Consider the following 24,665-nt stretch of genomic DNA (forward strand, 5'->3'; position numbering starts at 1 on the left):
TTAAATTTTTATCCTGATTAGTTGTCCTGGAAAGATAGATTTATTAAAAAGATTGTTTGATTCATTAATCGAATCAACTGTAACACCAAATCTAATTGCAATCTCAGACAAAACGTCTCCTTTTTGTATTTGATACTCCAGATATTCTGGATAATTTTCAAAATAAGATCCTAAAAGAGGCTTTTCTTTATAATATTCATTTATTCCAAGGAAGATTGATCTTGCAAGCATTCTTCGACCAGCTTTACTTTTTAATCTTTTTGCATCCTCTGGATTTGTAAGGAAACCAGATTCGATGAGAACTGAGGGTATATCAACAGATTTAAGGACCCTGAAATCAGCAAATTCAACATTTTTTTTGTGTATTTTTGTAAAGGGATCACTCTTAAACTGATCTAAAATTTTTTCACCTAAAAGCTTACTTCTATCAATTTTTTCTTTATAGGCATTTGGATAAAGTTCTCTTGCAACATCCTCATCAAAATCATAAGATTCAATATTTTTTATTTGAGCTTGAATTCTTTTTCTCTCTTTTTCAGATAAATTTCTTGCAACGCTACTAGATGAATTCTCTGACCATACAAAAACTGATGCACCTTTTACGGATGCAAGCCTAAAACCATCAGCATGTATGGATATAAATATATCCGCCCCATATTTTCTTGCACTTTTATATCTATCATTTAGGCTTAAAGAATTATCATCATCTCTAATCATAATTGCTTGATATCCTTTAGTGTCTCTTAGAGTTCTCTCTAGTTCTCTTGATATCAATAGAGTCACATCTTTCTCTAGTACGTTATTGCTACTAACTGCCCCTGGATCTTTACCGCCATGGCCAGCATCAATAGCAACTATAATGTCCCTGGCATTAGCATTAAGACCTTTAACTTTATTTATCTCAATATTTAGTACTACCTTGCCGTCTTTATATATTTGAGTGGGTTTTTTCCATTCAACATACTCATACAAATCCAAGACAATTTTAGTAATACCGTTAGATGTTGCCGCCCTTATTTTTTTAATAGGATAGTCGTATGCTTTATCCAGATTTGTTAGTAGATTGCTGTCATAAACCTCAAAGACAAGTCTTGATGGACTTTCAAGAGAATATGATTTTATATACGAAATTTTCTCTAAAAAAAATGAAACAGTAAAGGAGTTTTTTTTACTTTCTACAATTTCGTTAAAAGATATTTCATTAGCTTTTACAATAGTAGATAAAGTTAATATGGTTATTACAAGCTTAATTATATTCATTAATTAAATCTTCAAATGAGTTAATTTTTGTTTCTATATTTAATTCTCTTCCATTATTAATATGCTTGAAAGATATTTTTATATCAAATTTTCTTTTTACAGTAAGTCTTTCAGGCCACTCAATTACAATAACTTTTTTTGAGTGGGTATTTCTCTCCAAATCAAATAAAAGTATATCTTCTGGTTCATTAGTTCTATAAAGATCAATATGAAGGAAAATAAGATCACCTAATTCGTATTCTTCACATAATGTATATGTTGGACTTTTAACATGATCACTCCAGCCACAGCTCTTAATTATTGATCTTGTTAAAAATGTTTTACCAGAACCCAAATCACCTTCAAGATGTATTTCGATAGATCTTTTATCTAGTGCTAATATTTTAGATGCGATTAATTGACCAAATTTATTTGTTGCATCATCGTCTTTGAGAATAATTTTGTTCATTGATTAAGGATCTTTCTCGCAATAGGTATCAATGAGGATGCATTAAGACCGACCTCACCAATTTCTTCTCTAAATATTTTACCTGCTCGAGCATGAACAGCAACTGAAAGAATGCATGCATCAATATTGGATAAATTTTGTGCTACTAATGCTGAAATTATTCCTGCAAGAACGTCACCCGTTCCACCTGTTGACAACTCAGGACCTCCATCGGAACACCTGAATAATGCTGAATCTTCTTTTGAGTAAATAATAGTTTCACTTCCTTTTAAAATTACATCGGCATCATATTTTTTTGCAATTTTTTTTGCAGATTCAGGCCTATTTGATTGAATATCATCAATAGAAATATCTAAAAGCTTACTAGCCTCGCCAGGATGAGGAGTTAATATCAATTTATCACTCTTACAAAATTTATCTCTGTATTTCGTTAAAAAGAGGAGTGCACCAGCATCAAGAATAATGGTATTTTTAGTTTTTTTAGAGATCGACTTCTTGAAAACAGTATCAGACCATTTATCATTTTTAAGTCCTGGACCACATAAAATTATATTCATATCATCCACTATTTTGTATTCAGAATTAATTCCTACGGCCATAACTTCAGGATTTCTTTTTAGACTTGCTTCTACATTTGAAGAATGTGTATGTAAATAAACTAGTCCTGCGCCACAAAATAAAGATGCCTCAGATGCAAGAATTGCTGCACCTCCCATTCCATTTGAACCTCCGTATACTAGTACTTTTCCAAAATTACCTTTATGTGATTCTTTAGATCTTTTAGGGATTTTTATTTTTATAGAGTCTAAATTAAAATTTTTAATCACTTCATTCATTAATGTTTATTACTCCAATTCGATCTGATCGAAAAGAGCCTATATATAGTTTTTTATTAATTGGAACAGCAACAGTTGGGAGACCAAAGACAGTTTTAGAAAAAGAGTACTTGTTCTGCAATGATAATGAACTTTTATCTAATTCGTATATGGAAAACGGAGCTGAACAATTTTTACCAACTGTACAATCTCTTAGATCATTTGCTTTAGCATCGAGTGATGTTACCCATATTGAATTATTTGCAATATATGGATTATCTGGTGACTCAACATTATAACTTGCTATTTTTTTTAATTTATTTAGATCAAATTTAACTAATTTATCGCCTTTGTTGTAGCTAATGTAAATTATGTTTGAGTCTTCATGAAAAGCTATACCATTTGGTCCACTTCCTTCAGAATTATGAATTTTCACAAATTCTTTTTGATTCCATTTAACTAAATACCCAGTATTGATTTTCAAAATTGACTGAATTAGCCATTTATTAAGAGTTATATTTCTTTGATACATATGAGATGCAAAAAGATCACCATTTTTCTTAAGGCTAACATCATTAAAGTAGTATTTTTCTGGCACATCTATGCACCCTCTCCATATAATTGACCATCCATTATTTTTAATTAATTCAAACATTTCTATGGTCTCGTTCGGATAATGATTGATAACAGCTATCTGAAATCTACCATCATTTCTTTCTATAAGATCAATTCCATGAGGTCCATACCGATCTTCTTGTTTACGTTCACAATTTGAGTTACCCCATTCATTATTTTCGATTTTGATGTTTGGTATTATTTTTGTATTAGTATCAATTTCAAGAAAAGCAAAATAGCCTGGTTTATGTTCTTCAAATGGTTGAACACCGCCAAATTCAGAAATAAAAAGATATTTATTGTCAGGCGTAATAACAATATCCTCGGGATTTTGAAAGTTGCATATTACTGAAATGCTCCCATCAGATTGGCAATTACTAATATCTTTTTTAGGACCGATATAATCAGTAGAAACAATTAAAAAGGCTAGAAAGATCATAGTCGCCGATATAGGAAGAGAAATCTTATAATAGTGTTTTAATAATATTGGCAGCATTTTTTTTATATTTTTGAGAAAAAATATAATGAAGAAACTCCTTATCAAAAGAAGAATACCAAGAATTAAAGTTACCACCATCCACAATCTTTCATACCACAAAGATTGCATTAAACTAAAGCATGTAAGTGAAATTCCTATAATAAAAGTTATAAGACCAGTTTTATTTAGTTTCTCTGATTTCATTATCCAATCTGAAATAGACTTTATGATGGATTTAAATAAAATTATTACTGATAGGGATAGGAAGAAAAAGAAATAAAAATAATCCATATGAAGATTTAAAATAATCTATTTTTTATTATATCAATAACTTCTAATGGTTTATCCAAGGGAACATGATGCGCAGCATTGGCAACTTCGTTAAAGTCCATAATTCCAGAATACATTTCTTTAATATTTGTAAGAATATTTCCTGACATCAAAAGGCTGTTTTTTCCATGTATAAATAAAGCAGGACAACTAAATTCAAATTTATAACCAAATAGTCTCTCAAGACTGCTAAACATATTATCATCAAATTTCCATCTCCAACCTTTATCAGTTTGAGTAATTGAATATTCTGCAATGTATCTTAAGAACCATGTATTTAAACATTCTTGTTTTGGCATTAATCTGAATCTATTAAGAATAGCGGCTTTGTCACTGTAATACTTGATCATTCTTAGCGGTCCACCCTGGTGTTGTTTTGGGTCATAATTGGGAGGCATTATGAATGTATCTATCATTATTAAACTATTGATTAGATCTTTTTTTTCTGTTGCTACATAAGCAGCTACTTGACCTCCAAGTGAGTGACCAATTATAAAAATATTTTCAATATCATTTATTTTTTTTTCCCTTTTTATAATTGAAATAACACATTTTCCAAAATCTTTAATGCTATAGCTTTCTCTAAAATTTGAATCGCCCATTCCAGGAAGATCAAGAGCTATAACGTGAGATAAATCTAGAAATTGAGGTGCAATCGGGTCCCACCACTTTTTATGAGCTCCTGTACCATGAATAAAGATAATAAGATTTTTAGAATCTTTTTTTGCTGACCATTTGGTATAAGAGACCTTGCCTTTTGGGTCATCAATAATTATTTCATCACTTCTAGACTTGATTGCTTCTTTAAACCAATCAGGTGCATTTGATATATCGTCTTTTAGATTGTCAGTAATTATCATAAGCAGTATTCTAAGCTATATCTAAATTAAATATGAATAATAATTTAATACTAGCATCAACAGTCTTAGTTCTTAGAGATCTAAATAATAAATTAGAGGTGTTGATGGTTAGAAGATCAAAAAAACCACCATTTCAGAATTTACACGTTTTTCCTGGCGGTAAAATTGATCATGATGACTCAATCAAAGAGCTTGAAGCTTTTACTGATGGCATAAATGACGAAATTGCATCAAATATTCTAGGAATAGAAGATGGCGGCCTTAGTTTTTGGATTGCATCGATTAGAGAATGTTTTGAAGAGGTTGGGATATTATTAGCTCAAAAAAAATCTGGAGAAAAATTAGACTTTATCTCAAGCGAAAAAACAAAATATGAAAATTACAGAAAGATGTTAGTTAAAAATGAGATCAACCTTTTAGAGATTTGTCAAAAAGAAGATTTAGTCTTATCAACTGTAAATATTGCTCCACTTTCTCATTGGATAACGCCTAATATAGAAACTAAAAGGTTTGACACAAGGTTTTTTATTGCATATTTGCCTGAAAATCAAATTGTGAAACACGATGAAGTTGAGTTAACACAGAGCATCTGGATTAATCCATTGGATGCAATTAAAAAAGCCTACGAGGGAGAAATGCATATGATTATGCCTACAATTAAAAATTTGGAACAATGCAGCAAACATAAAAATGGAGAGGAATTTCTTAGACATCAAAAGAGCCTTTCTCATAAAGACTTCCCACCGATTTTGCCAAAGTTTTTTAAAAAAAATGACAAGTGGACCAGTCTATTACCAGGTGATCCTGATTATGAAAAATATTAGAATATATTATGGAAATTATAAAAAAAATTACAGCGCCTAATCCAGGAGTCTTTACTGGCGCTGGAACTAATACATATTTAGTTGGAAAAAAAGACATTACTCTAATTGATCCTGGACCCAATGACGTTGATCATATAAAAAATATCTTAGATTTAGGAGAGGGTAATATTAAAAGAGTACTTGTTACTCATACTCACAAAGACCATTCACCTGCAGCAAAACCAATTGCAGAGAAATTAAACGTCCCAAAACTAGGTCAATTAGTCCATGGAGATTCTATTTTTGAGGATGAAACTTTTTTACCTGATCAGGTTCTCAAAGATAAAGATATATTAGAGACAGAAGAATATACAATTGAAGTCATTCATACGCCAGGGCACGCATCCAACCATTTATGTTTTCTAATTAAGGATCTAAACTGTTTAATTACAGGAGATCATATAATGGATGGCTCAACAGTTGTTATTGCTCCACCTGATGGTTGTATGTCAGGCTATATTCAATCTCTAAAAAAATTAATAAATTATGAAATTAACTACCTTGCACCGGGTCATGGCGAATATATGTATGAGCCATACACAGTTATTAAATCAATAATAGAACATAGACTTAAAAGGGAAGAAAAAGTACTAGACAGATTAAGAAAAAATAATGAATCTAAAATTGAGGACCTTGTTCTATCTGTTTATGATGATGTTGATTCAAGACTTCATCCTATTGCGCTTTTAAGCTTAGAAGCTCATTTAATAAAATTAAAAAATGATCAGAAGATTATGTTTTGTGAAGATTCTAGTCTTTGGAAGAGTCAAGATTAATAATTTCTTTTTCTTCTATCTTTTTCTCAAGTCTTTTTATATCTATTTCTGAATCTAAAGATACATTAGTTATTTCCATGGGAAAGTCTTTTTCATTTTCATTTTCTACTCTTAATATAAACAAATCCATGTTGCTCCTTTCAATGCACTCATCCATGTCTTCGTTGGAGATTGAGACAATACTACCCTCTCTTACATATATCTCTTGAACTCTTGCAGGCTGTTGCATACAGCGTGCCATAATCATTCCATGTGGCGTCTTATTTGAATCTGGCATGATGTCTTTTTCTGTATTTGAAACACAGCTACTTAACGTTAAAAAAGATAGTAAATAAAGTAAACGCATTATAAATTTTGTTTATTTTCAATTAATGAATCTACTACCAAAGGATCAGCAAGAGTGGTAGTATCTCCAAGATTTGAGAAATCACCTTCTGCAATTTTTCTAAGTATTCTTCTCATTATTTTTCCAGATCTAGTTTTAGGTAAACCTGGAGAATTTTGTATTAGATCGGGCCGAGCTATTGAACCAATTTCATTCACAACAAATTTTTTTAACTCGTTTAACAAGTCTTCGTTGAAATTTTCATCATGCATTAAGGTAACAAAAGCATAAATACCTTGACCCTTTATTGGATGTTCAAAACCTACTACCGCAGCTTCAGCAACTTTTGGATGAAGAACAAGAGCACTCTCAATTTCAGCTGTTCCTAGTCGATGCCCTGAAACATTTAAAACATCATCCACACGACCTGTAATCCAATAATATCCATCTTTGTCTCTTCTGGCGCCATCACCGGTAAAATATTTATTCGGGTACATTGAAAAATATGTATCTATCATTCTTTGATGATCGCCATAAACACTTCGTATTTGACTCGGCCATGATTTTTCTATTACTAAGTTACCCGATGCTTCACCTTCAAGAACATTACCACTTTCGTCATAAAGACTTGGTATAACTCCAAAAAAAGGCAGAGTTGCAGATCCCGGTTTTGTAGGTGTTATACCTGCTATTGGAGAGATTAAAACTGAACCAGTTTCAGTTTGCCACCAAGTGTCAATTATGTCGCATTTTGAGTTTCCAACTACTGAATAGTACCATTCCCATGCTTCTGGATTTATTGGTTCTCCAACAGTACCTAAAACTCTTAAAGTTTTTCTTTTTGTAGACTGGACATATTCGTCTCCTTGAGCCATTAAAGCTCTTATGGCTGTAGGAGCTGTATAAAAAATATCCAATGAGTACTTATCACATATTTCCCAACACCTTGATGCAGAAGGATATGTTGGAACACCTTCAAACATTAAAGATGTTGTTGCATTTGATAAAGGACCATAAAGTATATAAGTGTGACCAGTTATCCAACCTACATCAGCAGTACACCAATATTTATCGTTAGGTTGAATGCCAAATAAGTATTTAAAACTCATGTGTGCACCTAGCAAATACCCAGCTGTGCTGTGAAGAACACCTTTAGGTTTTCCAGTCGAACCAGATGTATAGAGGATAAATAAAGGGTCTTCAGAATCCATTGGTTCAATTGGACAAATGTTTTCTGCATCCTCATAAAGATCCTCATACCAAATATCAATATTTGGATTCCAATCTATATTACCGCCTGTTCTTTTAATAACAAGATTGTTGCAAACATCAGGACAGCCCTTTAAAGCTTCATCCACATTTCTTTTAAGAGGTATTTTTTTGCCGCCTCTCAAACCTTCATCAGCTGTAATCACAAGTCTACAATCAGCATCAAGAATTCTGTCCTTCAAGGATTCAGGAGAAAAGCCTCCAAATACTACAGAATGAATTGCGCCAATTCTTGTACACGCTAGCATAGCGTATGCAACCTCAGGAATCATAGGCATATATATACATACCCTTGAACCTTTTTTTATTCCAAGGCTTTTTAAAACATTTGCAAACTTACATACCTCATCATGTAACTCTTGGAAAGTAATATTTTTCGAGTTATCTGGATCATCTCCCTCCCAAATTAATGCAATTTTTGTTGCATTCTTTTCTAAATGTCTATCAATACAATTAAGAGAAATATTAGTTTTACCTCCCTCAAACCATTTTGAATCACAAAATTCATTATTATGAGTTTTTGAAAAAGGTTCTATCCAATCAAGATTTTCTTGAGCTAGTTCTGCAAAAAATTTTGAGGGGTCATCAACAGATTTTTTATACAATTCTTTATAATGATCAAAGTCCCTTATGTGAGGATTAAATACATTATCTTTCATTTAAATTATAGAAGGCTGAGGATTTATAAAATTTTTACCTTTTGGATTAGACATTATTTTTGTAATGAGATGTTCATAGTCATTTTCATTTGACTCAAGATTTATATCCGCAGCATTTATTATTAACAATGGAGCAGATTGATAATCCAAAAAAAACTTTGAATAGGCATCATTTAATCTTTCAAGATAATCAAGCGTTAAATATTGTTCATTTATGTTTCCTCTTTTTGTAATTCTATTTTTTAATACATCAATTGGAGCTTGCAGATATATAACAAGATCAGGAGTTGGTGCATCTATAGTTATATGTTCATAAACCTTGTCATATAAAGCCATTTCTTCAATTGAAAGATTAACCTCTGCAAATAATCTATCTTTTTCAATAAGAAAGTCAGCTACTCTTACTGTTTCAAATAAACTTCTCTGTTTTAAATCTTGGATCTGCTGCATCCTTTGAAACAGAAAAAAGAGCTGTGTCGCTAAAGCAGATTGACTAGGGTTCTTATAAAAATTCTTAAGAAATGGATTTTCTGCAGGTTGCTCTAAAAAAGCATCGTAATTGAAAGTTTCTGCAAGCTTATTTGCTAATGTTGTTTTTCCAACTCCAATCGGACCTTCAATGGCAATATATTTTGGGAGTGGCGTTTCTTCTATTGCAGGTTTCATAAATAAATTTTTTTATTTATACAATAGATTATCGCAACTCTTCTAAGAAACCAAATACTTTAGAACTTTCATTAAAATTATCTTTTTTTAAATTACCAATGAATTTTTTTCTTAAATCTTGATCATTTCTTTGAAAACTGGTCCACCAACTGCCAAGCTGTTTTTTATCATTTGAAGCTTTTTCTCTAATAAGCAAAAAGTCATATGCAGCTCTAAATCTAGGGTGCTTTAATAATTTATAGGGCTGACTTCCAATTCTGCTATGAAGCTTAAGCTGAAGAATCCATATATCTTTTATATATGAATGAAATTTTCTAGGGATAGCTGTTAATTGTTGTTGATTTTTTAAAATATTGTCCATTGATCTGAAAAATATTCTTATATTTATCTCGTTATTTTTTACACATTTCTTAAGAAGACTTGGCCATAAAAGGGCTGCAATCAAAAAACCCGGAGTCACCGAAAGACCATTTTTTATTCTATTGTCCGTATTTCTTAGAGCCTCATCAATAAGATTTTCTGAGAACTTTGACATATTGTGATTAGCATAAACTAAATATTTATTTAAATTAAAAGTTTTAAGCTTTGAAAAGTTTTTTTCTGCTGATCCATATAAAAATATTTTGCAGAACTCATCAAACATTCTTGCATTAGAAATATTTGATAGGAGATTACCTTTTTTATATATAGCATCTTTAATTCTGTTATCTATTTTAAAATTTAACTTAGTACTAAATCTTATTGCTCTTAAACTTCGTACAGGATCTTCTTCAAATCTTTTTTTAGGATCGCCAATTGAAACTATTATTTTTTTTATTATATGTTTGGTTCCATTATGACGGTCCTCAATTTTTTTTGTCACTGGACAGTAATATAGTGCGTTTAAAGTGAAATCTCTTCTTTCACAATCATCTTCTAGACTGCCCCAAATATTATCTCTAAGTATTTTGCCCGATGAATCAGTAATTAAATCGTCCCCTATAATAGTTTTTTTTTCTCCTGATCTAAAAGTTGCAACCTCTAATAATTCACTTCTATTAAATACGTGAACTAATTTAAATCTCTTTCCAATTATTCTGGATGCTTTAAAAATTTTTCTTATTTGCTCAGGAGTAGCATCTGTTGCTATATCAAAATCTTTTGGATCAATACCTGAAAGAATATCTCTTATACAACCTCCAACAAGGAAAGCTTGAAATTTATTTTTTTGAAGATCTTTTACAACGGATAGAGCAAACTTACTTATTTTCTTATTATCTATCAAACCAAAACCTGATATAGACGATAATATTTTATATTTTTATCCTGTAAGTTGCTTTTCTTTAATTTCATCTAAAGTTTTACAGTCAATACAATGAGTTGCTGTTGGCCTTGCTTCTAATCTTTTAACACCAATTTCATCTCCGCATGATTCGCACCAACCATATTCATCTTGTTTGATTTGTTCAATGGAAACGGCAATTTTATTAATCAACTTCCTTTCACGATCTCTAGTTCTTAATTCAAAAGCAAACTCCTCCTCTTGAGAGGCTCTATCAATTGGGTCAGCGTATGTTTCGCCTTTAGTTTTTAAATGATCAAAAGTTTTTTGCATCTCTTCTTGTAAGTGTTCTTTCCAATTCAGTAAAACTGCTGTGAAATGCCTTTTCATAGCAGCACTCATGTATTTTTCATTTTTCTTTGTCTTATATGGAGCAATCTTAGATTTGTTATTTGCAATCTTAGTTACAGTAGTAGTTTTTTTTCTTACAACTTTTTTGTTTTTTGGAGCTTTTTTAGCAGCTGTTTTCTTTGCAACTGGTTTAGCTTTAGTTTTTGCCTTAATTTTACTTACTACTTTTTTCTTTGCAGGCTTTTGAACTTTTCTTGATTTTTTTTCTGGCATTTAATACAAGTAAATATATTTAGGTTGGGAAAAATATCAGATAGTAGAAAAATAAGCTAGCTTTTTCTTAATTTTTTTAAAACTTCTTGATACCCTTCATTTGAAAGTCTTGGCCCAAAGGTTTGCACAATTTTCGATGATGCATAGTTACTAAAGTTAGCACACTCAATTAATGGAAATCCATTCAAATATGCATGCATAAATGATCCAGCAAACATATCGCCTGCACCATTAGTATCAATTGGATCAATTTTCTCAGCTTTTGAAATATGTTCCTTACCATCGCTCACTATAGTGCTACCCTCAGCACCTTTTGTTATTGCAATCATATAAGATTGTTTTTTATAAAACTCTATTGCTTGATTTAAATTATCTTTGCTAGAAAATGCAATTGCTTCATCATCATTACAAAATATCATATCAATACCATAAGATAGAATTTGATCAAACTTATCTTTGAAAGCATTAACAATACCAGCATCAGATAATGAAAGAGCTTTAAGAGTATTTTTATCTTCTAAATGCTCCAAAACAGAGATCACCGCACCAAAGTTTTCTTCACTTGTTACCATATAACCTTCTATATAAAAAATTTTTGAATCATCAATGACATCAAATTTAATATCCGATGTCGCCAAAAATGCACTTACTCCTAACATACTGCTCATGGTTCTTTTTGCATCTGGAGTAACTAAAATTAAACACTTTCCTGTTGGCATATCAGATTCTTTTGAACTCACTCCAATATGATCTACTCCTGCTGATCGAAGGCTCTCAAGATATTTTTTTCCGTCAGCATCATCAGATACTCTACAAACATGATGACACTTTGAGCCATAGTTTGATGCTGCAATTAATGAATTTGTAGCAGATCCTCCGCAATCTGAGACAGATTCAGAACCCATATCAATTAATTTTTTTATTATAGGAGCCTGCTCTTCAGCAGAAGCTAAAGTCATTGAATCAGCTTCTAACCCTATAGATTCTAAAAATTCATAATCCACCATATATTGAGTATCTACTAAAGCGTTTCCAAGAGCACTAATATCATATTTCATTTAAAAGTCCTTCTTAATAATTGTTTGAATTTTTTCTAATGTTAATTCTATGTCTTTTTTTGTATGTTTGCTTGAAATAAAGCCTGCCTCAAATTTTGATGGAGCAAAATATATTCCTTTTCCAATACATAAATTAATAAATTTAATAAAGTTACTATCATTTGAACCTACGACATCGCTAAAATTTTTTGGTAAAGTTTTTGCAAAGAAAAAACCAAACATACCTCCAATTTGTGATGAAGAAAATTCAATATCTTTAGTTTTCATTATTTTTTTTATACCATTTAGCAAAGTTTTTGAATTTGTTTCTAGCTTGCTATAAGGATTATTTGCAATTAGTAGTTCAAGAAGGGCCTTTCCTGCAGCCATGGCAAGAGGGTTCCCTGATAATGTTCCAGCCTGGTATACAGGACCTTCTGGAGCGAGATAGTTCATAATTTTTTTATTTCCACCAAAAGCTCCAACTGGAAGTCCTGCACCAATGATTTTTCCTAAACAAGTTAAATCTGGTTTGATACCATATATTTCTTGAGCTCCACCAAGCGATACTCTAAACCCTGTCATTACTTCATCAAAAATTAAAATAGTTTTATTTTCTTTAGAAACTCTTCTTAAAAGCTTTAGAAAATCTTTATCAGCAGGTATAAAACCCATATTACCTGCAATAGGCTCAATTATAATTGCAGCAAGATTTTTTTTGACTTTTTCAAATGTTTTAAGAAACTGTTCTTTGTTATTGAATTCACAAACATGTGTATGTTTTGCTAAATCACTTGGTATCCCAGGAGAATCCGGCAAACCAAAAGTAGAAACTCCAGAACCTGCTTTAATTAAAAGTGAATCGACATGCCCATGATAACAACCATTAAATTTTATAATTTTGTCCTTTTGTGTATAGCCTCTGGCAAGTCTGATTGCACTCATAGTGGCTTCCGTTCCTGAATTTACCATTCTTATTTTTTGTATAGAAGGCACACATTTTTTTATAAGTTTCGCGGTATCTGATTCTATGCTTGTAGGAGCACCATAGCTAGTCCCAAGCTCAAGCTGTTTTGATACTGCTTTAATAATTTTTGGGTGCGAGTGACCCATTATCATTGGACCCCATGAACCTATGAAATCGATATACTTATTATTATCTTCATCAAATAAATAGGCACCTTTAGCTTTTTTAAAAAAAATGGGATTTCCATTTATATTTTTAAAAGCTCTTACAGGAGAGTTAACGCCACCAGGCATATGTAACTGAGCTTCCTTAAATAGCTCTATAGATTTTTTTATTTTACTCATAGATTTAAATCTTTAGCAAAAGTCTCTACTTTTTTCCAATCAGTGAAATCATACGCTTGGGAGGTGTCAGTAGGTCCGTTTGTGATCCACATGATAAATTTTATTGCATATTTATCAATAAATTTATATTTAGGATAGTCTATCTTACCAGCAAAAACTGCAATATTTTTTGGTTTCCATTTAATTTGCTTTAAAAACTTAATCACATAGGGATTAGTTTTAGATGAACTTTTTTCAACCTTTCTTGCAACAGCATTGACAGAAAAAAAAGAATTTTCCATAGATTGCAGTAAATTAATATTATTTTTAATGAAATCAAAAACCTCTTTTCTATATTTACCATATCTAATACTTGCACCTATAACTATTGATTTGTAGTCACTTAAATCATTTATCTGAGATATTGGAATAACTTCAACATTTTGATTTGCAGAATATTCAGCTATTTTCTTACAGATAAGTTTCGTGTGACCATCAACTGTTGAGAACGTTATTAAAGATTTTTTCATTACTTATATCTTAAAAATTAAATTGAATCACTTAAAAAAATAGAGAATTGTACATAATTATATTTTATACTGATACTTAAATTAACTATAAATTTATGGAAAAATTAAATAATCAATCTTTAGTTTTGACTGATAGTGCCCTTTCTAGAATTAAAACTATCATGAATTCTAACCAAGAACTAAGTTCAAAATTTAGAGTTTATGTAACTGGAGGAGGCTGTTCCGGTTTCCAGTATGGTTTCAAATTTGATTCAGAGATAGCATTCGATGACGATATCATTGAATTTGAAAATTTTTCTGTGCTTCTAGATTCTATGTCTTATCCGTATTTATACGGATCAACCTTAGATTTTGTTGAGGATTTATCAGGAGCAAAGTTTGTTGTTAAAAATCCAAATGCAAAAACAACTTGCGGTTGTGGAGAATCTTTTACTATTTAAATTTAACCACGTTGCCAAGAAGGCCTTTCGCATTTTCTTTGCTTTTAGTTTGTATTGAAAGAGGTTTATTATTAATCCTTTTATAACCAAACCATGCGAATGCCATTGATTCTATTGCTTTTGACTCAAAACCTATCTCACTAGATATCACACATTCTTTTTTTGCATGAAAATTAATCCTTTCCACTAGCATTTGATTTTTTGTACCGCCGCCACAAAGGATTATTTCTTTATATTTATGATTATTTTTTTTAATTGAATCAATTATAGAGATAGCGGATAAATCGCATAAGGTTGCTAAGACGTCCTCAGGAGAATGTTGTAATAAGCTTTTTGGTATAAATAAAAAATTAAATAATTCTTTACCTGTTGATTTAGGAAAAGATGACTTAAAAAATTGGTGGCTAAGCATTTTTTTTAATTCTTTCTGTATTATTTGACCTTTTAATGCAATCGCTCCATTTTTATCAAAAGGAATCTTTAGCTTTTTTGAACAATAAGCATCCATGAGTGAATTTGCTGGTCCACAATCTGAACCCCAAATACTAGTTTTTGAGGAAACATAAGAATAATTAGAAATACCTCCTAGATTTACCACAACTCTTGGCTGATTTTTTTTGTAGAACAATCTTGTATGAAACTCAGGTACTATTGGCCCGCCCTTACCACCTAAAGCGATATGCATCTTTCTAAAATCATTTATTATTGTGAGCTTAGTTTTAGCAGCAATAATATTTGGATCACCTAATTGAATTGTGAAAGGTTTTTTTGAATTAGGACTATGCCATATTGTTTGGCCAGATATAGCAACACAGCGTATGTTTGATTTATTAATTTTTGTTTTGTTGATAGCTTCATTAATTGCATTTCCAAAAACTTCGCCAATTTCTTTATCCAAAGATCCATATTTATCTAGAGATATTTTTCCTAGAGACATCGCTTCCTGAATTTTTAATTGCATTGAAGAAGATATTTTTTTGCTATGAAAGGCTTTTAATTTAATTGAATTAATAACTTCTATGAAAGATACATCGACAGAATCATGACTTGTTCCGCTCATCGCACCAACATATATATTGTTATTCATGTATTTATAGTCTACTAAATTCTTCTAACATTGATTTATTTTTTTCAATGAGTCTATTAAATGATTCTTTATAGTTCTGTTTTATGCCCTCAGCAGATGGCAAGTTTACTTTTACAGGATCTGTATGTTTTTCACCAATTTTGAATTCATAGTGAAGGTGAGGACCTGTAGCCAAACCAGTGCTGCCAACATATCCTATTGTTTGGCCTTGTTTTACCTTTTTTCCATTGTTTAAATTCTTTGCAAAGCCTTCTAAATGACAATATCTTGTTGAATAGTCATTAGAATGCTTAATTAGAATTTCATTACCACAACCACTTTTTCTACCAATAAATAATATAGTTCCATCACCAGTTGACCTTACCGGTGAGCCTCTTTTTGCTGCATAATCTACACCATTATGGGCTCTTATGGTATGAAGAATCGGATGCATTCTATTTGGATTAAAATGAGAACTTATGTAAGAAAATTCTAATGGCGCCCTTAAAAAAGCTTTTTGCATATTATTACCATCGTTGTCAAAATATTGTTTCTTACTATCTTGTACGAATCTATTTGCAAAATATACCTTTCCTTTATTTACAAATTTTGCAGCAATTATGTCGCCAGTATCAATCCTTTCACCATTTGAAAAACCTGTTTCATAAATTACAAAAAACTCATCGTTATCTCTAATATCAAAGACAAAATCAATGTCCCAGCCATATATGTATGCTAAATCCATTATGATGCTGTCTGGCATTCCAGAATTCTGAGCCGTTTCATAAAAAGAATTTTCTATTATTCCTTTCTTATATGATTTGAAATATTCAATATTTTCAACTATTTCTGATATTGATATATTTTCATCAATTTTTATTAAAAGAGAACTTGTATCAGTTTTATTTATTTTAATATTTATTAAATCATCACCCAGGTAATTAAATACCATCTCATCGCCAGGTTTAATATTTGTTAATTGACCTTTTTTATCTAATCTAAATATTTTATAGGCTGTATTGAGAGGCACTTTAAACTTTTCAAAAATAATTGATATATTTTCACCATCCGCAACTTCGTAAAAGGCACTACTTTTTATAATATCTATTTCATATTTAGTACTTTCTGTTTCTTTAATTATTTCAGATGGAAGAGGTTTATGTGATGAGTCATCTATATAAATTAGAAATATTAGAATTACAGATATTGTAAAAACTATGAATATTAATTTTTTTGGTATTTTTTTAAAGCCAATCATTTTAATTATTTTAATATTATGTAATTTTCAAGCAACTTTGAGATTTTACTAAATCAATAAAAATACTATGATAGTGTTATGAATGATAATTTAAAGTATATCAAACGCGGAACAGATGAGATTCTTAATGAATCTGAATTAAAAAAGAAATTATTATCCGGAAAAAAACTCACCATTAAAGCTGGCTTTGATCCAACAGCTCCTGACCTGCATTTAGGACATACTGTTTTAATAAATAAACTTAGACATTTCCAGGATTTGGGCCATAAAGTTATTTTTTTGATTGGTGACTTTACTGGAAAAATTGGAGATCCATCTGGAAAAAATAAAACAAGACCTTCTCTTAGTGAGAATGAGTTAAACAAAAATGCTAAAACTTATGAAAAACAGGTATACAAAATTCTAAAAAAAGATTTAACAGAAATAAAATTTAATTCTGAGTGGTGTAATAAACTTGGTGCCGATGGAATTATTTCTTTAGCATCTAAGTATAATGTTGCTAGAATGCTAGAAAGAGATGATTTCAATAAGAGATATACTTCTAATCAAAGTATTGCCATTCATGAATTTTTATACCCATTAGTTCAAGGTTATGATTCTGTTGCTCTAGAAGCCGATGTTGAATGTGGAGGCACTGACCAAAAATTCAATTTGTTAGTTGGTCGTGAACTTCAACGTAATTTTGATCAAGAACCCCAAGTAGTTCTAACTGTTCCAATACTAGAAGGTTTAGATGGAACAAATAAAATGTCAAAATCGTTGGAAAACTATATTGGTATAAATGAGGAGCCAAATGAAATGTTTGGAAAGATTATGTCAATTTCTGATGATCTTATGTGGAGATGGTTCGAACTTTTAAGTTTTATACCTGAAGAAGATATTTCTAATTTAAAAAAAGAGGTTAAAGATGGTAAGAATCCAAGAGATGTAAAATTTATCCTTGCAGAAGAACTTGTGGATAGATTTCATGATAAAGGTGATGGTCAAAAGTGTATGAAGTCTTTTTTAGAAAGATTTCAAAAAGGCAATCTTCCTGAAAAAATTGAAAGTATTTCTTTAAGCATTGACTCAGAAGAAATTCCTTTAGTAAATCTCCTAAAAGAGTCAAAAATGACATCAAGCACCTCTGAGGCGCTTAGACTTATTGAGCAAGGAGGAGTAAAGATTGATTCCAATAAGGTTACTGATACCAAATTAAAAATTAAGAAAAATTCAGAAGCTACATATCAGGTAGGCAAAAGAAAATTCCTTAAAATTAAGATTTAATAACCTTCAAGGCGTATCCATATATTTCAGCAATTTGATTAATTGACTTATCTTTTGGTGTTCCAGAGCCATGCCCCGCTCTAGTTTCAATTCTAATAAGTATAGGATTTCTACAAGCTTGTTTTTCTTGAAGCCTTGCTGCAAATTTAAACGAATGTGATGGAACAACTCTATCATCTCTTTCAGCAGTGGTAATTAGAGTAGTTGGATAACAAACGTTTTGAATATTATGAAAAGGGGAATATGCTAAGAGATTTTCAAATTCATCTTTGTTTTTTGATGAACCATAATCACTTTCCCATGCCCACCCAATTGTGAATTTATTAAATCTAAGCATATCCAATACACCAACCTGTGGAATAGCTACCTTAAAAAGATCAGGGTTCTGCAACATCGTTGCTGCAACTAATAGTCCGCCATTTGATCTCCCATCAATAGCTGTAGTTTCGGGAGAGCCAATGTTTTGTGAGTGTAAAAATTTTGCTGCATAAGCAAAGTCATCAAAAACGTTTTGTTTATTAAATAACATGCCAGCCTCATGCCAAGCATCTCCATATTCAGCTCCTCCTCTTAAGTTCGCAACTGCAAAAACCCCATTTTGATTTTTCCATGCAGTCTGACTTTTACTAAAATTAGGAAGTATTGAAATGTTAAATCCTCCATAACCATAAATTAGTAATGGAGTAGTTTTATCAATTTTAAGATTCTTTTTATGACTAATATGAATTGGGATCTCTGTCCCATCTTTTGACTTATAAAATTCTAATTTAGACACATAATCATTAGGGTTATACCCGTAAAGCTGATCCTTCCAAAAAAGTTCAAAAGATAAATTTGAAAGATCTATTTTATATATTTCTTTTGGAGTAATGTAGTTGCTGATTGCAAAATAAGAATTTGATTCATCAATACCTCCACTAAATCCGCTTACTGTTCCTTCTTTTGGCAATGAAAGTTTTGAAATTAATTTACCAGATAGATCAAAAATACTAATCTTCGAGAAAGTATTTTCTAAGTAATTAACCACGAAAGAATTATTTACAATATTTACTGACCTGATAGCATTTTTGGATTCTGATATCACTTCATTCCACACAAAAGAGTTATTTTTTATTTCTAAATTTACAATCTTGCCATTCGGTGCATTTTCAGTAGTATAAAACCACAAAATATTATCTTTACTGTCAATGAAATTATATGCACCAAATAAATCATCAATAATAGGCACAAAGTCACCATTTTTTTTCAAACTTAAATAAATTCTATTTCTTTCATCAGTGCCATCAAAAATTGACAAAACTTTTATATCACTATCTTTTAAGACACTGATTCCAAAACTCCATCTTGGCTTATCAGAATTTTCATAAATCAAAATGTCATCAGATTGATCAGTGCCAACTTTATGAAACATTAGTTGAGGAGACTCATTTATTTCAATCAAAAGTTCTTCATCTGGTTTTCTATATTTTCTGTAATAAAATCCACTATCATCACTTTCCCAAGTAGCACCAGAAAATTTTGCCCATTTAATCTCATCTTCGAGAACTTCACCTGTATCTATATTTATAATTTTCCAAGTTCTCCAATCAGATCCTCCATCAGAGATTGCAAATGCCGCGTGACTTGCATTATTGCTAACACTTATTCCGCTTAAAGATATGGTTCCATCATCTGAAAAAGTATTTGGATCAATTAAAACTCTGGCTTTACATTCCTCACAATCTTTAATCATTAACTTGCTTTGTTGAAAAGTGCCATCGTTGAAATAATAAAAAATCTTTCCATTAACAACAAATGGAGTTGATATAGATTCGTTCTCCCATATCTTATTTAGGTAGTTTTCAAGATTTTCTTTATACTTATTTTTTTTAATAAAGTTTTCAGTAAAATCGTTCTGTCTATTAATCCAATCAATTGATTCAGCGCTTGTAAAATCTTCAAGCCATCTATAAGGATCACTTATTTCAACTCCATGAAGAATTTCAGTAAAATTTATTTTTTTTGATTTAGGATATGTAAAGTCCTCACTATTACTAGAACAAGAAAGCACAAAACTTATGATGAATAGTTGAACAATAATTTTTTTCATTTAACAGATATTACTTTATAATCCACTAATGAATCAATTCAAAGAGTCTTGGCATTTCTTGTTAAATAATTTTCAATATTTAATAGTATTAGTTATTCCGGTATTAGCTGTGGATATTGCAGTTGCAATGATAGTAGCACCTCTTGAAGGTATGTCCCAACCGGAAGATATTTTGGCTTACTTCGAAGGAAACTCTTCTTTATTTTTTGTAGGACCATTATCTCTTATTATTGGAATTGCATATGTTGGTGGTATTTATAAAGGATTTGATAGTATCACAGGCTCAAATTACGTTAAGCCATTAGATGCTCTTTTATTGGCTCTTAAGAAGTTTTTCCCTTTGTTAGGCGCAGTCATATTATCAACAATATTAATAATGCTTGGGTTTTTACTTTTAATTCTTCCTGGAATATATCTTATGGGTAGATTTTCACTTTATGGTTGTTACATAATGCTTGAGAATAAAGGAGCAATGGAAGCACTTCGTTTATCATGGGACAACACTGACGAACATGGAGGAAAGCTCTTTAAGTTTACTCTTACATTTTTAGCTTTGCTTATGATATCTACTCTTATTGTAAATTCACTAATAGATACTGGTATAGTAAATATTGCAATTTTAGCTTCTTTAGAATATCTATTTATGATTCCACTAGCTTACATATACTTTACTTTATACAAATCCTTTAAAACTTCTCAAGATTAATTGTCGAAAAAACAATTCGAAGGTAGAATGCATCTTCCCATCTAAATGGGTCTGTAGCTCAGCTTGGTTAGAGCGCACCCCTGATAAGGGTGAGGTCGGTGGTTCGAGTCCACCCAGACCCACCATTCATAATTTGATATAGTAACCTATTCATGAGTAATAAAAACCAAAAAAATAACATGCGCAAAGTGGCACTTACTGCGTTAGCTGGAACTAGTATTGAATGGTATGATTTTTTTCTCTACGGAGCTGCCGCAGCACTTATATTTCCAACAGCTTTTTTTGGAGAAACGACTCCAAATACAGCCCTAATCTTGTCTTTGTTAACTTTCGCAGCAGGCTTCATTGCAAGACCAATTGGAGGTATTGTTTTTGGTCATTATGGCGATAGAGTTGGAAGAAAAAAGACACTTGTAATGGCATTAATTTTAATGGGCGTCTCATCAACCTTGATAGGACTTTTGCCTACCTATGCCATGATAGGTGTTACAGCACCTATATTATTAACTTCACTTAGATTTGCTCAAGGTCTTGCGATAGGAGGTCAGTGGGGTGGAGCCATGCTACTAGTTACAGAAAGTGCGCCATCTAACCAAAGAGGTTACTATGGAGCTTTTGCACAGGCTGGAGCGCCTGTTGGTGTTATCTTAGCTAACCTTGCTTTTATAGTTACAAGCTCACTCGTCTCAGAAGAATCTTTTTATTCTTGGGGGTGGCGAATTCCTTTTTTAGCAAGCGCGGTTTTAATTGCTATAAGTATGTATATTCAACTCAATTTAGAGGATACCAAGGCTTTTAAAGAGTTAAAATTATTAAGAGAAAATAGTAACGAAAATGTTAAAGTAACTAAAAGGTCTCCAATCATTGAGGCATTAAGAAAGTATCCTAAAAGAATTGCCTTAGCAGCAGGAGCTTTTCTTTCAATTCAAGTAACTTTTTATATTTTAATAGCTTTCCTTCTTGCATATGGAGCATCAAGTGAGAACATTTCAAGAGATGATATGTTAACTGCTGTTTTAATAGCATCAGCTATTATGGTTCCAATACAATTTGTTTTTTCTTCGTATTCTGATAGAAACGGAAGAAAAGGAATATTCATGTTAGGAGCAATTCTTACTGGTATATGGGCTTTTGCAATATTCCCACTAGTTGATACTGAAAACTTTTGGCTTATAGTATTAGCAATAACTGGTGGTCTTATATTTCTTGCAATGATGTATGGACCTCAAGCAGCTTTCTTCACTGAATTATTTAGTACTGAAGTAAGATACTCAGGTGCAACCCTTGGTTATCAATTTGGTGCAATTCTTGGGGGAGCATTTGCTCCAACAATTGCTGCTTTGTTGTGGAATGATTTTGGTGTGATTTGGGTATCTGTATACATCGCCTTTGCATCATTTTTAACACTATTATCTGTTATGGCTTTAACGGAAACATATAAAAATAATTTAAATATAAAATAGTCATTTCTTTTTTTTAAAAAAAATAATATTATTAGGTCAACTGCAAAGGGGTGGTCATAAAGACCTGAGATCTTAAACGAAACTCTTTGAACCTGATCCATATAATAGTGGCGGAGGAATTGCATGAAGATCACTAAATATAGTTTACTATTTTCTTTTTTTATCATAACTTTTAGCTTTGAGATTATCCCTAATGAGATAGAAGAAGTGGTTGTAAAAGGCCAATGGAGGGAAAATCTTATCTCTCAAGAGGATTCTAGTATTTTTGTCATAGACAGCCAGGTTGCAGAAGATCAAGCAATTAAACATTTTCAACAGTTAACTTATTTAATTCCTAATTTAAATTATGCTGCTTCAGATTCGAGAGCAAGATATTTCCAAATAAGGGGAATTGGAGAGAGGTCAGGATATCAAGGTACACCAAATTCATCAGTAGGATTCTTAATTGACGATATTGATTACTCTGGTCAGGGGAGCATTGCTACAACTTTTGACATTGATCAGATTGAAATTTACAGAGGACCTCAGGGCTCAAGAACTGGAGCAAATGCTTTAGCAGGATTAATTTATATAAAAACAAAAGATCCTACTGATAAGTTTGAAAGATTGACTGAACTAACGCTTGGTGAATATGGCACTCAAAATATTGGTATTGCTTTTGGAGGTCCAATCAAAAATAATAAATTAAAATATAGAATGGTACTAAGGTCAGACTATTCTGATGGTTTCAGAAAGAATATTTATCTAAACAAATCAGATACATCAAAAAAAGACGAATTAACTTTGAGATATAAATTACATTGGGATCTCAATCAAACCACTAAAATAAAATTACTTTTTTCTCAAGTTGATATTGATGACCCTGCTGATATTTGGACAATAGATGGAAGCTTGAATACTCTTTCTGATCGCCCTGGTATGGACTCTCAAAAGACAGATTCCTTTGGATTAAAAATATTTAAGGACCTTGAACATTTTGACATTCAAAGTTATACGAGTGCGACCAATACAGATGTAGTATTTAGTTATGATGCAGACTGGGGTAATCCAGAGTCACATTATCCTTACACATATGATTATTTTTCTGAAACATTTAGAAAAAGAGACACTTTGAGACAAGAATTAAGAATTTTGTCTAAAAGTAAAGATTTTTCATCAAAAAGTCGACTTAAATGGGTATTTGGCGTTGATTTTAATAATTTAAAGGAAACAAATTTAACTAATGATGATGGTATTTATGGAGATCCCTCAGATCCATTTAGCCCATATTTAAGTGAATCGTCAATTTCAAGAGATTATGAAGCTGATAATTTTTCTTTATTTGGAAATATCGATTATTTTTTAAGTGAAAATTATCTTTTTACTTTTGGCCTGAGACGAGAAAATTGGGATTCAAAATATAATGATTCAAATAAGGAATCATTTAACCCATCCGATAGTATGAATGGAGGCAAGGCGTCATTAATTAAAAATTATGATGATAGTTCAAATATTTATTTTTCTATTGCAAGAGGATATAAACAAGGTGGTTTTAATTTGAATCTTGATGCGCTAGATATTGATTCAAATAATTCTCTCATTTATGATCCAGAATTTTTAACAAATTATGAGATTGGATTTAATTCAAATATAAATTTGTCTTTAAATTATTCAGCTATTTTATTTTTTTCCCAAAGGGATGACCAACAAGTATTAATTTCAAGACAAGTAGATCCAAATGATCCAAATACATTTTCTTTTCTTACTCAAAATGCTGCTGAGGGAGAAAATTATGGTTTTGAATTTAGTTCTAAATTTATGTTTACGAACGATATAATGTTATTTGCAAATCTAGGGTTATTAAAAACAAAAATTAAAAATTGGGAATCAAGGCCAGATCTAGAGGGAAGGGCTCAAGCTCATTCACCTGAAAGATCCTACTCGATCGGCATGAATGCTAATTTAACACCTAACATTAATTTTAAAATTAATTTTAATGGTAAAAGTAGTTTTTATTATTCTGACTCTCATGATAACAAATCAGATAGTTACGTTCTTACTAATATAACTTTAAGTTATAAAAAACAGAATAGCTCAATCAATATTTGGGCGCGAAATATATTCAATAAATATTATTCGACAAGAGGATTTTATTTCGGGAATGAGGCACCAAATTTTGTTGATACTCTTTATAAAAGACAAGGCGATCCAAAAATTGTTGGTATATCCATAAGACATAATTTTTAAAAATTGTGCTAAATTTAGTGTTAGAAAGTTTAGCTGTTGTAACAG

At 31.1% G+C, this 24,665-nt stretch carries 24 protein-coding genes, 1 tRNA gene and 1 riboswitch; of the genes, 9 read left to right on the forward strand and 16 right to left on the reverse strand.

Features of this window, described 5'->3' with window-relative positions:
• Genes M9C80_00405 through M9C80_00420 form a run of 4 tightly spaced genes read right to left on the reverse strand, consistent with a single transcriptional unit; the run spans position 1 to position 3,577 of the window.
• Positions 1-1,260, reverse strand: coding sequence for an N-acetylmuramoyl-L-alanine amidase (locus M9C80_00405; protein ID URQ69656.1), 1,260 nt, complete (start codon positions 1,258-1,260; stop codon positions 1-3).
• Positions 1,247-1,708 carry a tRNA (adenosine(37)-N6)-threonylcarbamoyltransferase complex ATPase subunit type 1 TsaE gene (gene tsaE / locus M9C80_00410; GenBank protein ID URQ69657.1) on the reverse strand — a complete coding sequence of 154 codons (462 nt, stop codon included), beginning with the start codon at positions 1,706-1,708 and terminating at the stop codon, positions 1,247-1,249. Before tsaE ends, M9C80_00405 begins: the two co-directional genes overlap by 14 nt.
• Positions 1,705-2,544 carry an NAD(P)H-hydrate dehydratase gene (locus tag M9C80_00415; GenBank protein ID URQ69658.1) on the reverse strand — a complete coding sequence of 280 codons (840 nt, stop codon included), beginning with the start codon at positions 2,542-2,544 and terminating at the stop codon, positions 1,705-1,707. The genes tsaE and M9C80_00415 overlap by 4 nt, the downstream gene beginning before the upstream one ends.
• Positions 2,537-3,577 carry a hypothetical protein gene (locus M9C80_00420; protein ID URQ69659.1) on the reverse strand — a complete coding sequence of 347 codons (1,041 nt, stop codon included), beginning with the start codon at positions 3,575-3,577 and terminating at the stop codon, positions 2,537-2,539. The genes M9C80_00415 and M9C80_00420 overlap by 8 nt, the downstream gene beginning before the upstream one ends.
• 85 nt (positions 3,578-3,662) lie before the next feature.
• On the opposite strand from M9C80_00420, the gene M9C80_00425 reads away from it, so the two are divergent.
• A complete protein-coding gene (locus tag M9C80_00425; GenBank protein ID URQ69660.1) occupies positions 3,663-3,896 on the forward strand; it encodes a hypothetical protein in 234 nt (77 codons plus the stop codon).
• A 19-nt stretch (positions 3,897-3,915) separates the two neighbouring features.
• Here the strand turns inward: M9C80_00425 and M9C80_00430 are convergent, their stop codons facing one another.
• Positions 3,916-4,806, reverse strand: a complete 891-nt coding sequence (locus M9C80_00430; GenBank protein ID URQ69661.1) for an alpha/beta hydrolase — start codon at positions 4,804-4,806, stop codon at positions 3,916-3,918.
• A 32-nt stretch (positions 4,807-4,838) separates the two neighbouring features.
• On the opposite strand from M9C80_00430, the gene M9C80_00435 reads away from it, so the two are divergent.
• Both M9C80_00435 and M9C80_00440 read left to right on the forward strand, forming a co-directional pair.
• On the forward strand, positions 4,839-5,630 hold the full coding sequence (locus tag M9C80_00435) for an NUDIX hydrolase (GenBank protein URQ69662.1): 792 nt from the start codon (positions 4,839-4,841) through the stop codon (positions 5,628-5,630).
• A gap of 8 nt (positions 5,631-5,638) precedes the next feature.
• Complete coding sequence (locus M9C80_00440; protein URQ69663.1) at positions 5,639-6,445, forward strand: MBL fold metallo-hydrolase; 807 nt, start codon at positions 5,639-5,641, stop codon at positions 6,443-6,445.
• Here M9C80_00440 and M9C80_00445 read toward each other — a convergent pair.
• The 8 genes from M9C80_00445 to hemG are packed head-to-tail and all read right to left on the reverse strand — an operon-like array spanning position 6,420 to position 14,106.
• Positions 6,420-6,791 (reverse strand): hypothetical protein, encoded by a 372-nt coding sequence (locus tag M9C80_00445; GenBank protein ID URQ69664.1) that lies wholly within the window; start codon positions 6,789-6,791, stop codon positions 6,420-6,422. The two genes, M9C80_00440 and M9C80_00445, sit on opposite strands and share 26 nt — an antisense overlap.
• On the reverse strand, positions 6,791-8,698 hold the full coding sequence (gene acs, locus M9C80_00450) for an acetate--CoA ligase (protein URQ69665.1): 1,908 nt from the start codon (positions 8,696-8,698) through the stop codon (positions 6,791-6,793). The genes M9C80_00445 and acs overlap by 1 nt, the downstream gene beginning before the upstream one ends.
• Positions 8,699-9,364, reverse strand: a complete 666-nt coding sequence (locus M9C80_00455) for a deoxynucleoside kinase (GenBank protein ID URQ69666.1) — start codon at positions 9,362-9,364, stop codon at positions 8,699-8,701. It abuts the gene before it with no gap.
• A gap of 28 nt (positions 9,365-9,392) precedes the next feature.
• Positions 9,393-10,628 carry a polynucleotide adenylyltransferase PcnB gene (pcnB, locus tag M9C80_00460; GenBank protein URQ69667.1) on the reverse strand — a complete coding sequence of 412 codons (1,236 nt, stop codon included), beginning with the start codon at positions 10,626-10,628 and terminating at the stop codon, positions 9,393-9,395.
• A 36-nt stretch (positions 10,629-10,664) separates the two neighbouring features.
• Entirely contained in the window at positions 10,665-11,249 is a 585-nt protein-coding gene (gene dksA, locus M9C80_00465) for an RNA polymerase-binding protein DksA (protein ID URQ69668.1), read from the reverse strand.
• A gap of 56 nt (positions 11,250-11,305) precedes the next feature.
• A complete protein-coding gene (locus M9C80_00470) occupies positions 11,306-12,307 on the reverse strand; it encodes an adenosine kinase (protein ID URQ69669.1) in 1,002 nt (333 codons plus the stop codon).
• Positions 12,308-13,597 (reverse strand): glutamate-1-semialdehyde 2,1-aminomutase, encoded by a 1,290-nt coding sequence (hemL, locus tag M9C80_00475; protein ID URQ69670.1) that lies wholly within the window; start codon positions 13,595-13,597, stop codon positions 12,308-12,310.
• Positions 13,594-14,106, reverse strand: coding sequence for a menaquinone-dependent protoporphyrinogen IX dehydrogenase (gene hemG, locus M9C80_00480; protein URQ69671.1), 513 nt, complete (start codon positions 14,104-14,106; stop codon positions 13,594-13,596). The genes hemL and hemG overlap by 4 nt, the downstream gene beginning before the upstream one ends.
• 95 nt (positions 14,107-14,201) lie before the next feature.
• On the opposite strand from hemG, the gene erpA reads away from it, so the two are divergent.
• Positions 14,202-14,546, forward strand: coding sequence for an iron-sulfur cluster insertion protein ErpA (gene erpA / locus M9C80_00485; GenBank protein ID URQ69672.1), 345 nt, complete (start codon positions 14,202-14,204; stop codon positions 14,544-14,546).
• On the opposite strand, the gene M9C80_00490 is transcribed toward erpA, so the two are convergent.
• Together M9C80_00490 and M9C80_00495 are read right to left on the reverse strand one after the other, a co-directional pair.
• Positions 14,539-15,633: an anhydro-N-acetylmuramic acid kinase gene (locus M9C80_00490; GenBank protein URQ69673.1), complete on the reverse strand. Its 1,095-nt coding sequence runs from the start codon at positions 15,631-15,633 to the stop codon at positions 14,539-14,541. The two genes, erpA and M9C80_00490, sit on opposite strands and share 8 nt — an antisense overlap.
• Positions 15,634-15,637: 4 nt before the next feature.
• On the reverse strand, positions 15,638-16,870 hold the full coding sequence (locus tag M9C80_00495; protein ID URQ69674.1) for a peptidoglycan DD-metalloendopeptidase family protein: 1,233 nt from the start codon (positions 16,868-16,870) through the stop codon (positions 15,638-15,640).
• A gap of 78 nt (positions 16,871-16,948) precedes the next feature.
• On the opposite strand from M9C80_00495, the gene tyrS reads away from it, so the two are divergent.
• Positions 16,949-18,136, forward strand: coding sequence for a tyrosine--tRNA ligase (gene tyrS, locus M9C80_00500; protein ID URQ69675.1), 1,188 nt, complete (start codon positions 16,949-16,951; stop codon positions 18,134-18,136).
• Here the strand turns inward: tyrS and M9C80_00505 are convergent.
• Positions 18,126-20,225 (reverse strand): prolyl oligopeptidase family serine peptidase, encoded by a 2,100-nt coding sequence (locus M9C80_00505; protein URQ69676.1) that lies wholly within the window; start codon positions 20,223-20,225, stop codon positions 18,126-18,128. The two genes, tyrS and M9C80_00505, sit on opposite strands and share 11 nt — an antisense overlap.
• Positions 20,226-20,253: 28 nt before the next feature.
• On the opposite strand from M9C80_00505, the gene M9C80_00510 reads away from it, so the two are divergent.
• From M9C80_00510 to M9C80_00525, 4 genes are all read left to right on the forward strand, one after another.
• Positions 20,254-20,931: a hypothetical protein gene (locus M9C80_00510; GenBank protein ID URQ69677.1), complete on the forward strand. Its 678-nt coding sequence runs from the start codon at positions 20,254-20,256 to the stop codon at positions 20,929-20,931.
• Between the two features lie 47 nt (positions 20,932-20,978).
• Positions 20,979-21,056: transfer RNA gene (locus M9C80_00515), tRNA-Ile, on the forward strand.
• Positions 21,057-21,083: 27 nt separating this feature from the next.
• Entirely contained in the window at positions 21,084-22,394 is a 1,311-nt protein-coding gene (locus M9C80_00520) for an MHS family MFS transporter (protein ID URQ69678.1), read from the forward strand.
• Between the two features lie 36 nt (positions 22,395-22,430).
• Positions 22,431-22,530: riboswitch (TPP riboswitch) on the forward strand.
• A complete protein-coding gene (locus M9C80_00525; protein URQ69679.1) occupies positions 22,518-24,620 on the forward strand; it encodes a TonB-dependent receptor in 2,103 nt (700 codons plus the stop codon). Its footprint overlaps the riboswitch before it by 13 nt.
• The last annotated feature ends 45 nt before the right edge of the window (positions 24,621-24,665 follow it).

Source organism: SAR86 cluster bacterium (assembly GCA_023703615.1).
In the GTDB taxonomy this organism is placed as follows: domain Bacteria; phylum Pseudomonadota; class Gammaproteobacteria; order Magnimaribacterales; family D2472; genus MED-G85.

What these genes read in the sequence shown, in the direction of transcription:
- acs (URQ69665.1), bottom strand. Translation starts at nt 8,698, where the DNA reads ATGAAAGATAATGTATTTAATCCTCACATAAGGGACTTTGATCATTAT.
- M9C80_00490 (URQ69673.1), bottom strand. Translation starts at nt 15,633, where the DNA reads ATGAATAACAATATATATGTTGGTGCGATGAGCGGAACAAGTCATGAT.
- M9C80_00405 (URQ69656.1), bottom strand. Translation starts at nt 1,260, where the DNA reads ATGAATATAATTAAGCTTGTAATAACCATATTAACTTTATCTACTATT.
- M9C80_00495 (URQ69674.1), bottom strand. Translation starts at nt 16,870, where the DNA reads ATGATTGGCTTTAAAAAAATACCAAAAAAATTAATATTCATAGTTTTT.
- M9C80_00455 (URQ69666.1), bottom strand. Translation starts at nt 9,364, where the DNA reads ATGAAACCTGCAATAGAAGAAACGCCACTCCCAAAATATATTGCCATT.
- dksA (URQ69668.1), bottom strand. Translation starts at nt 11,249, where the DNA reads ATGCCAGAAAAAAAATCAAGAAAAGTTCAAAAGCCTGCAAAGAAAAAA.
- erpA (URQ69672.1), top strand. Translation starts at nt 14,202, where the DNA reads ATGGAAAAATTAAATAATCAATCTTTAGTTTTGACTGATAGTGCCCTT.
- tsaE (URQ69657.1), bottom strand. Translation starts at nt 1,708, where the DNA reads ATGAACAAAATTATTCTCAAAGACGATGATGCAACAAATAAATTTGGT.
- M9C80_00440 (URQ69663.1), top strand. Translation starts at nt 5,639, where the DNA reads ATGGAAATTATAAAAAAAATTACAGCGCCTAATCCAGGAGTCTTTACT.
- M9C80_00525 (URQ69679.1), top strand. Translation starts at nt 22,518, where the DNA reads ATGAAGATCACTAAATATAGTTTACTATTTTCTTTTTTTATCATAACT.
- M9C80_00415 (URQ69658.1), bottom strand. Translation starts at nt 2,544, where the DNA reads ATGAATGAAGTGATTAAAAATTTTAATTTAGACTCTATAAAAATAAAA.
- tyrS (URQ69675.1), top strand. Translation starts at nt 16,949, where the DNA reads ATGAATGATAATTTAAAGTATATCAAACGCGGAACAGATGAGATTCTT.
- M9C80_00425 (URQ69660.1), top strand. Translation starts at nt 3,663, where the DNA reads ATGAAGAAACTCCTTATCAAAAGAAGAATACCAAGAATTAAAGTTACC.
- hemL (URQ69670.1), bottom strand. Translation starts at nt 13,597, where the DNA reads ATGAGTAAAATAAAAAAATCTATAGAGCTATTTAAGGAAGCTCAGTTA.
- M9C80_00420 (URQ69659.1), bottom strand. Translation starts at nt 3,577, where the DNA reads ATGATCTTTCTAGCCTTTTTAATTGTTTCTACTGATTATATCGGTCCT.
- M9C80_00430 (URQ69661.1), bottom strand. Translation starts at nt 4,806, where the DNA reads ATGATAATTACTGACAATCTAAAAGACGATATATCAAATGCACCTGAT.
- M9C80_00435 (URQ69662.1), top strand. Translation starts at nt 4,839, where the DNA reads ATGAATAATAATTTAATACTAGCATCAACAGTCTTAGTTCTTAGAGAT.
- M9C80_00520 (URQ69678.1), top strand. Translation starts at nt 21,084, where the DNA reads ATGAGTAATAAAAACCAAAAAAATAACATGCGCAAAGTGGCACTTACT.
- M9C80_00445 (URQ69664.1), bottom strand. Translation starts at nt 6,791, where the DNA reads ATGCGTTTACTTTATTTACTATCTTTTTTAACGTTAAGTAGCTGTGTT.
- M9C80_00470 (URQ69669.1), bottom strand. Translation starts at nt 12,307, where the DNA reads ATGAAATATGATATTAGTGCTCTTGGAAACGCTTTAGTAGATACTCAA.
- hemG (URQ69671.1), bottom strand. Translation starts at nt 14,106, where the DNA reads ATGAAAAAATCTTTAATAACGTTCTCAACAGTTGATGGTCACACGAAA.
- M9C80_00510 (URQ69677.1), top strand. Translation starts at nt 20,254, where the DNA reads ATGAATCAATTCAAAGAGTCTTGGCATTTCTTGTTAAATAATTTTCAA.
- M9C80_00505 (URQ69676.1), bottom strand. Translation starts at nt 20,225, where the DNA reads ATGAAAAAAATTATTGTTCAACTATTCATCATAAGTTTTGTGCTTTCT.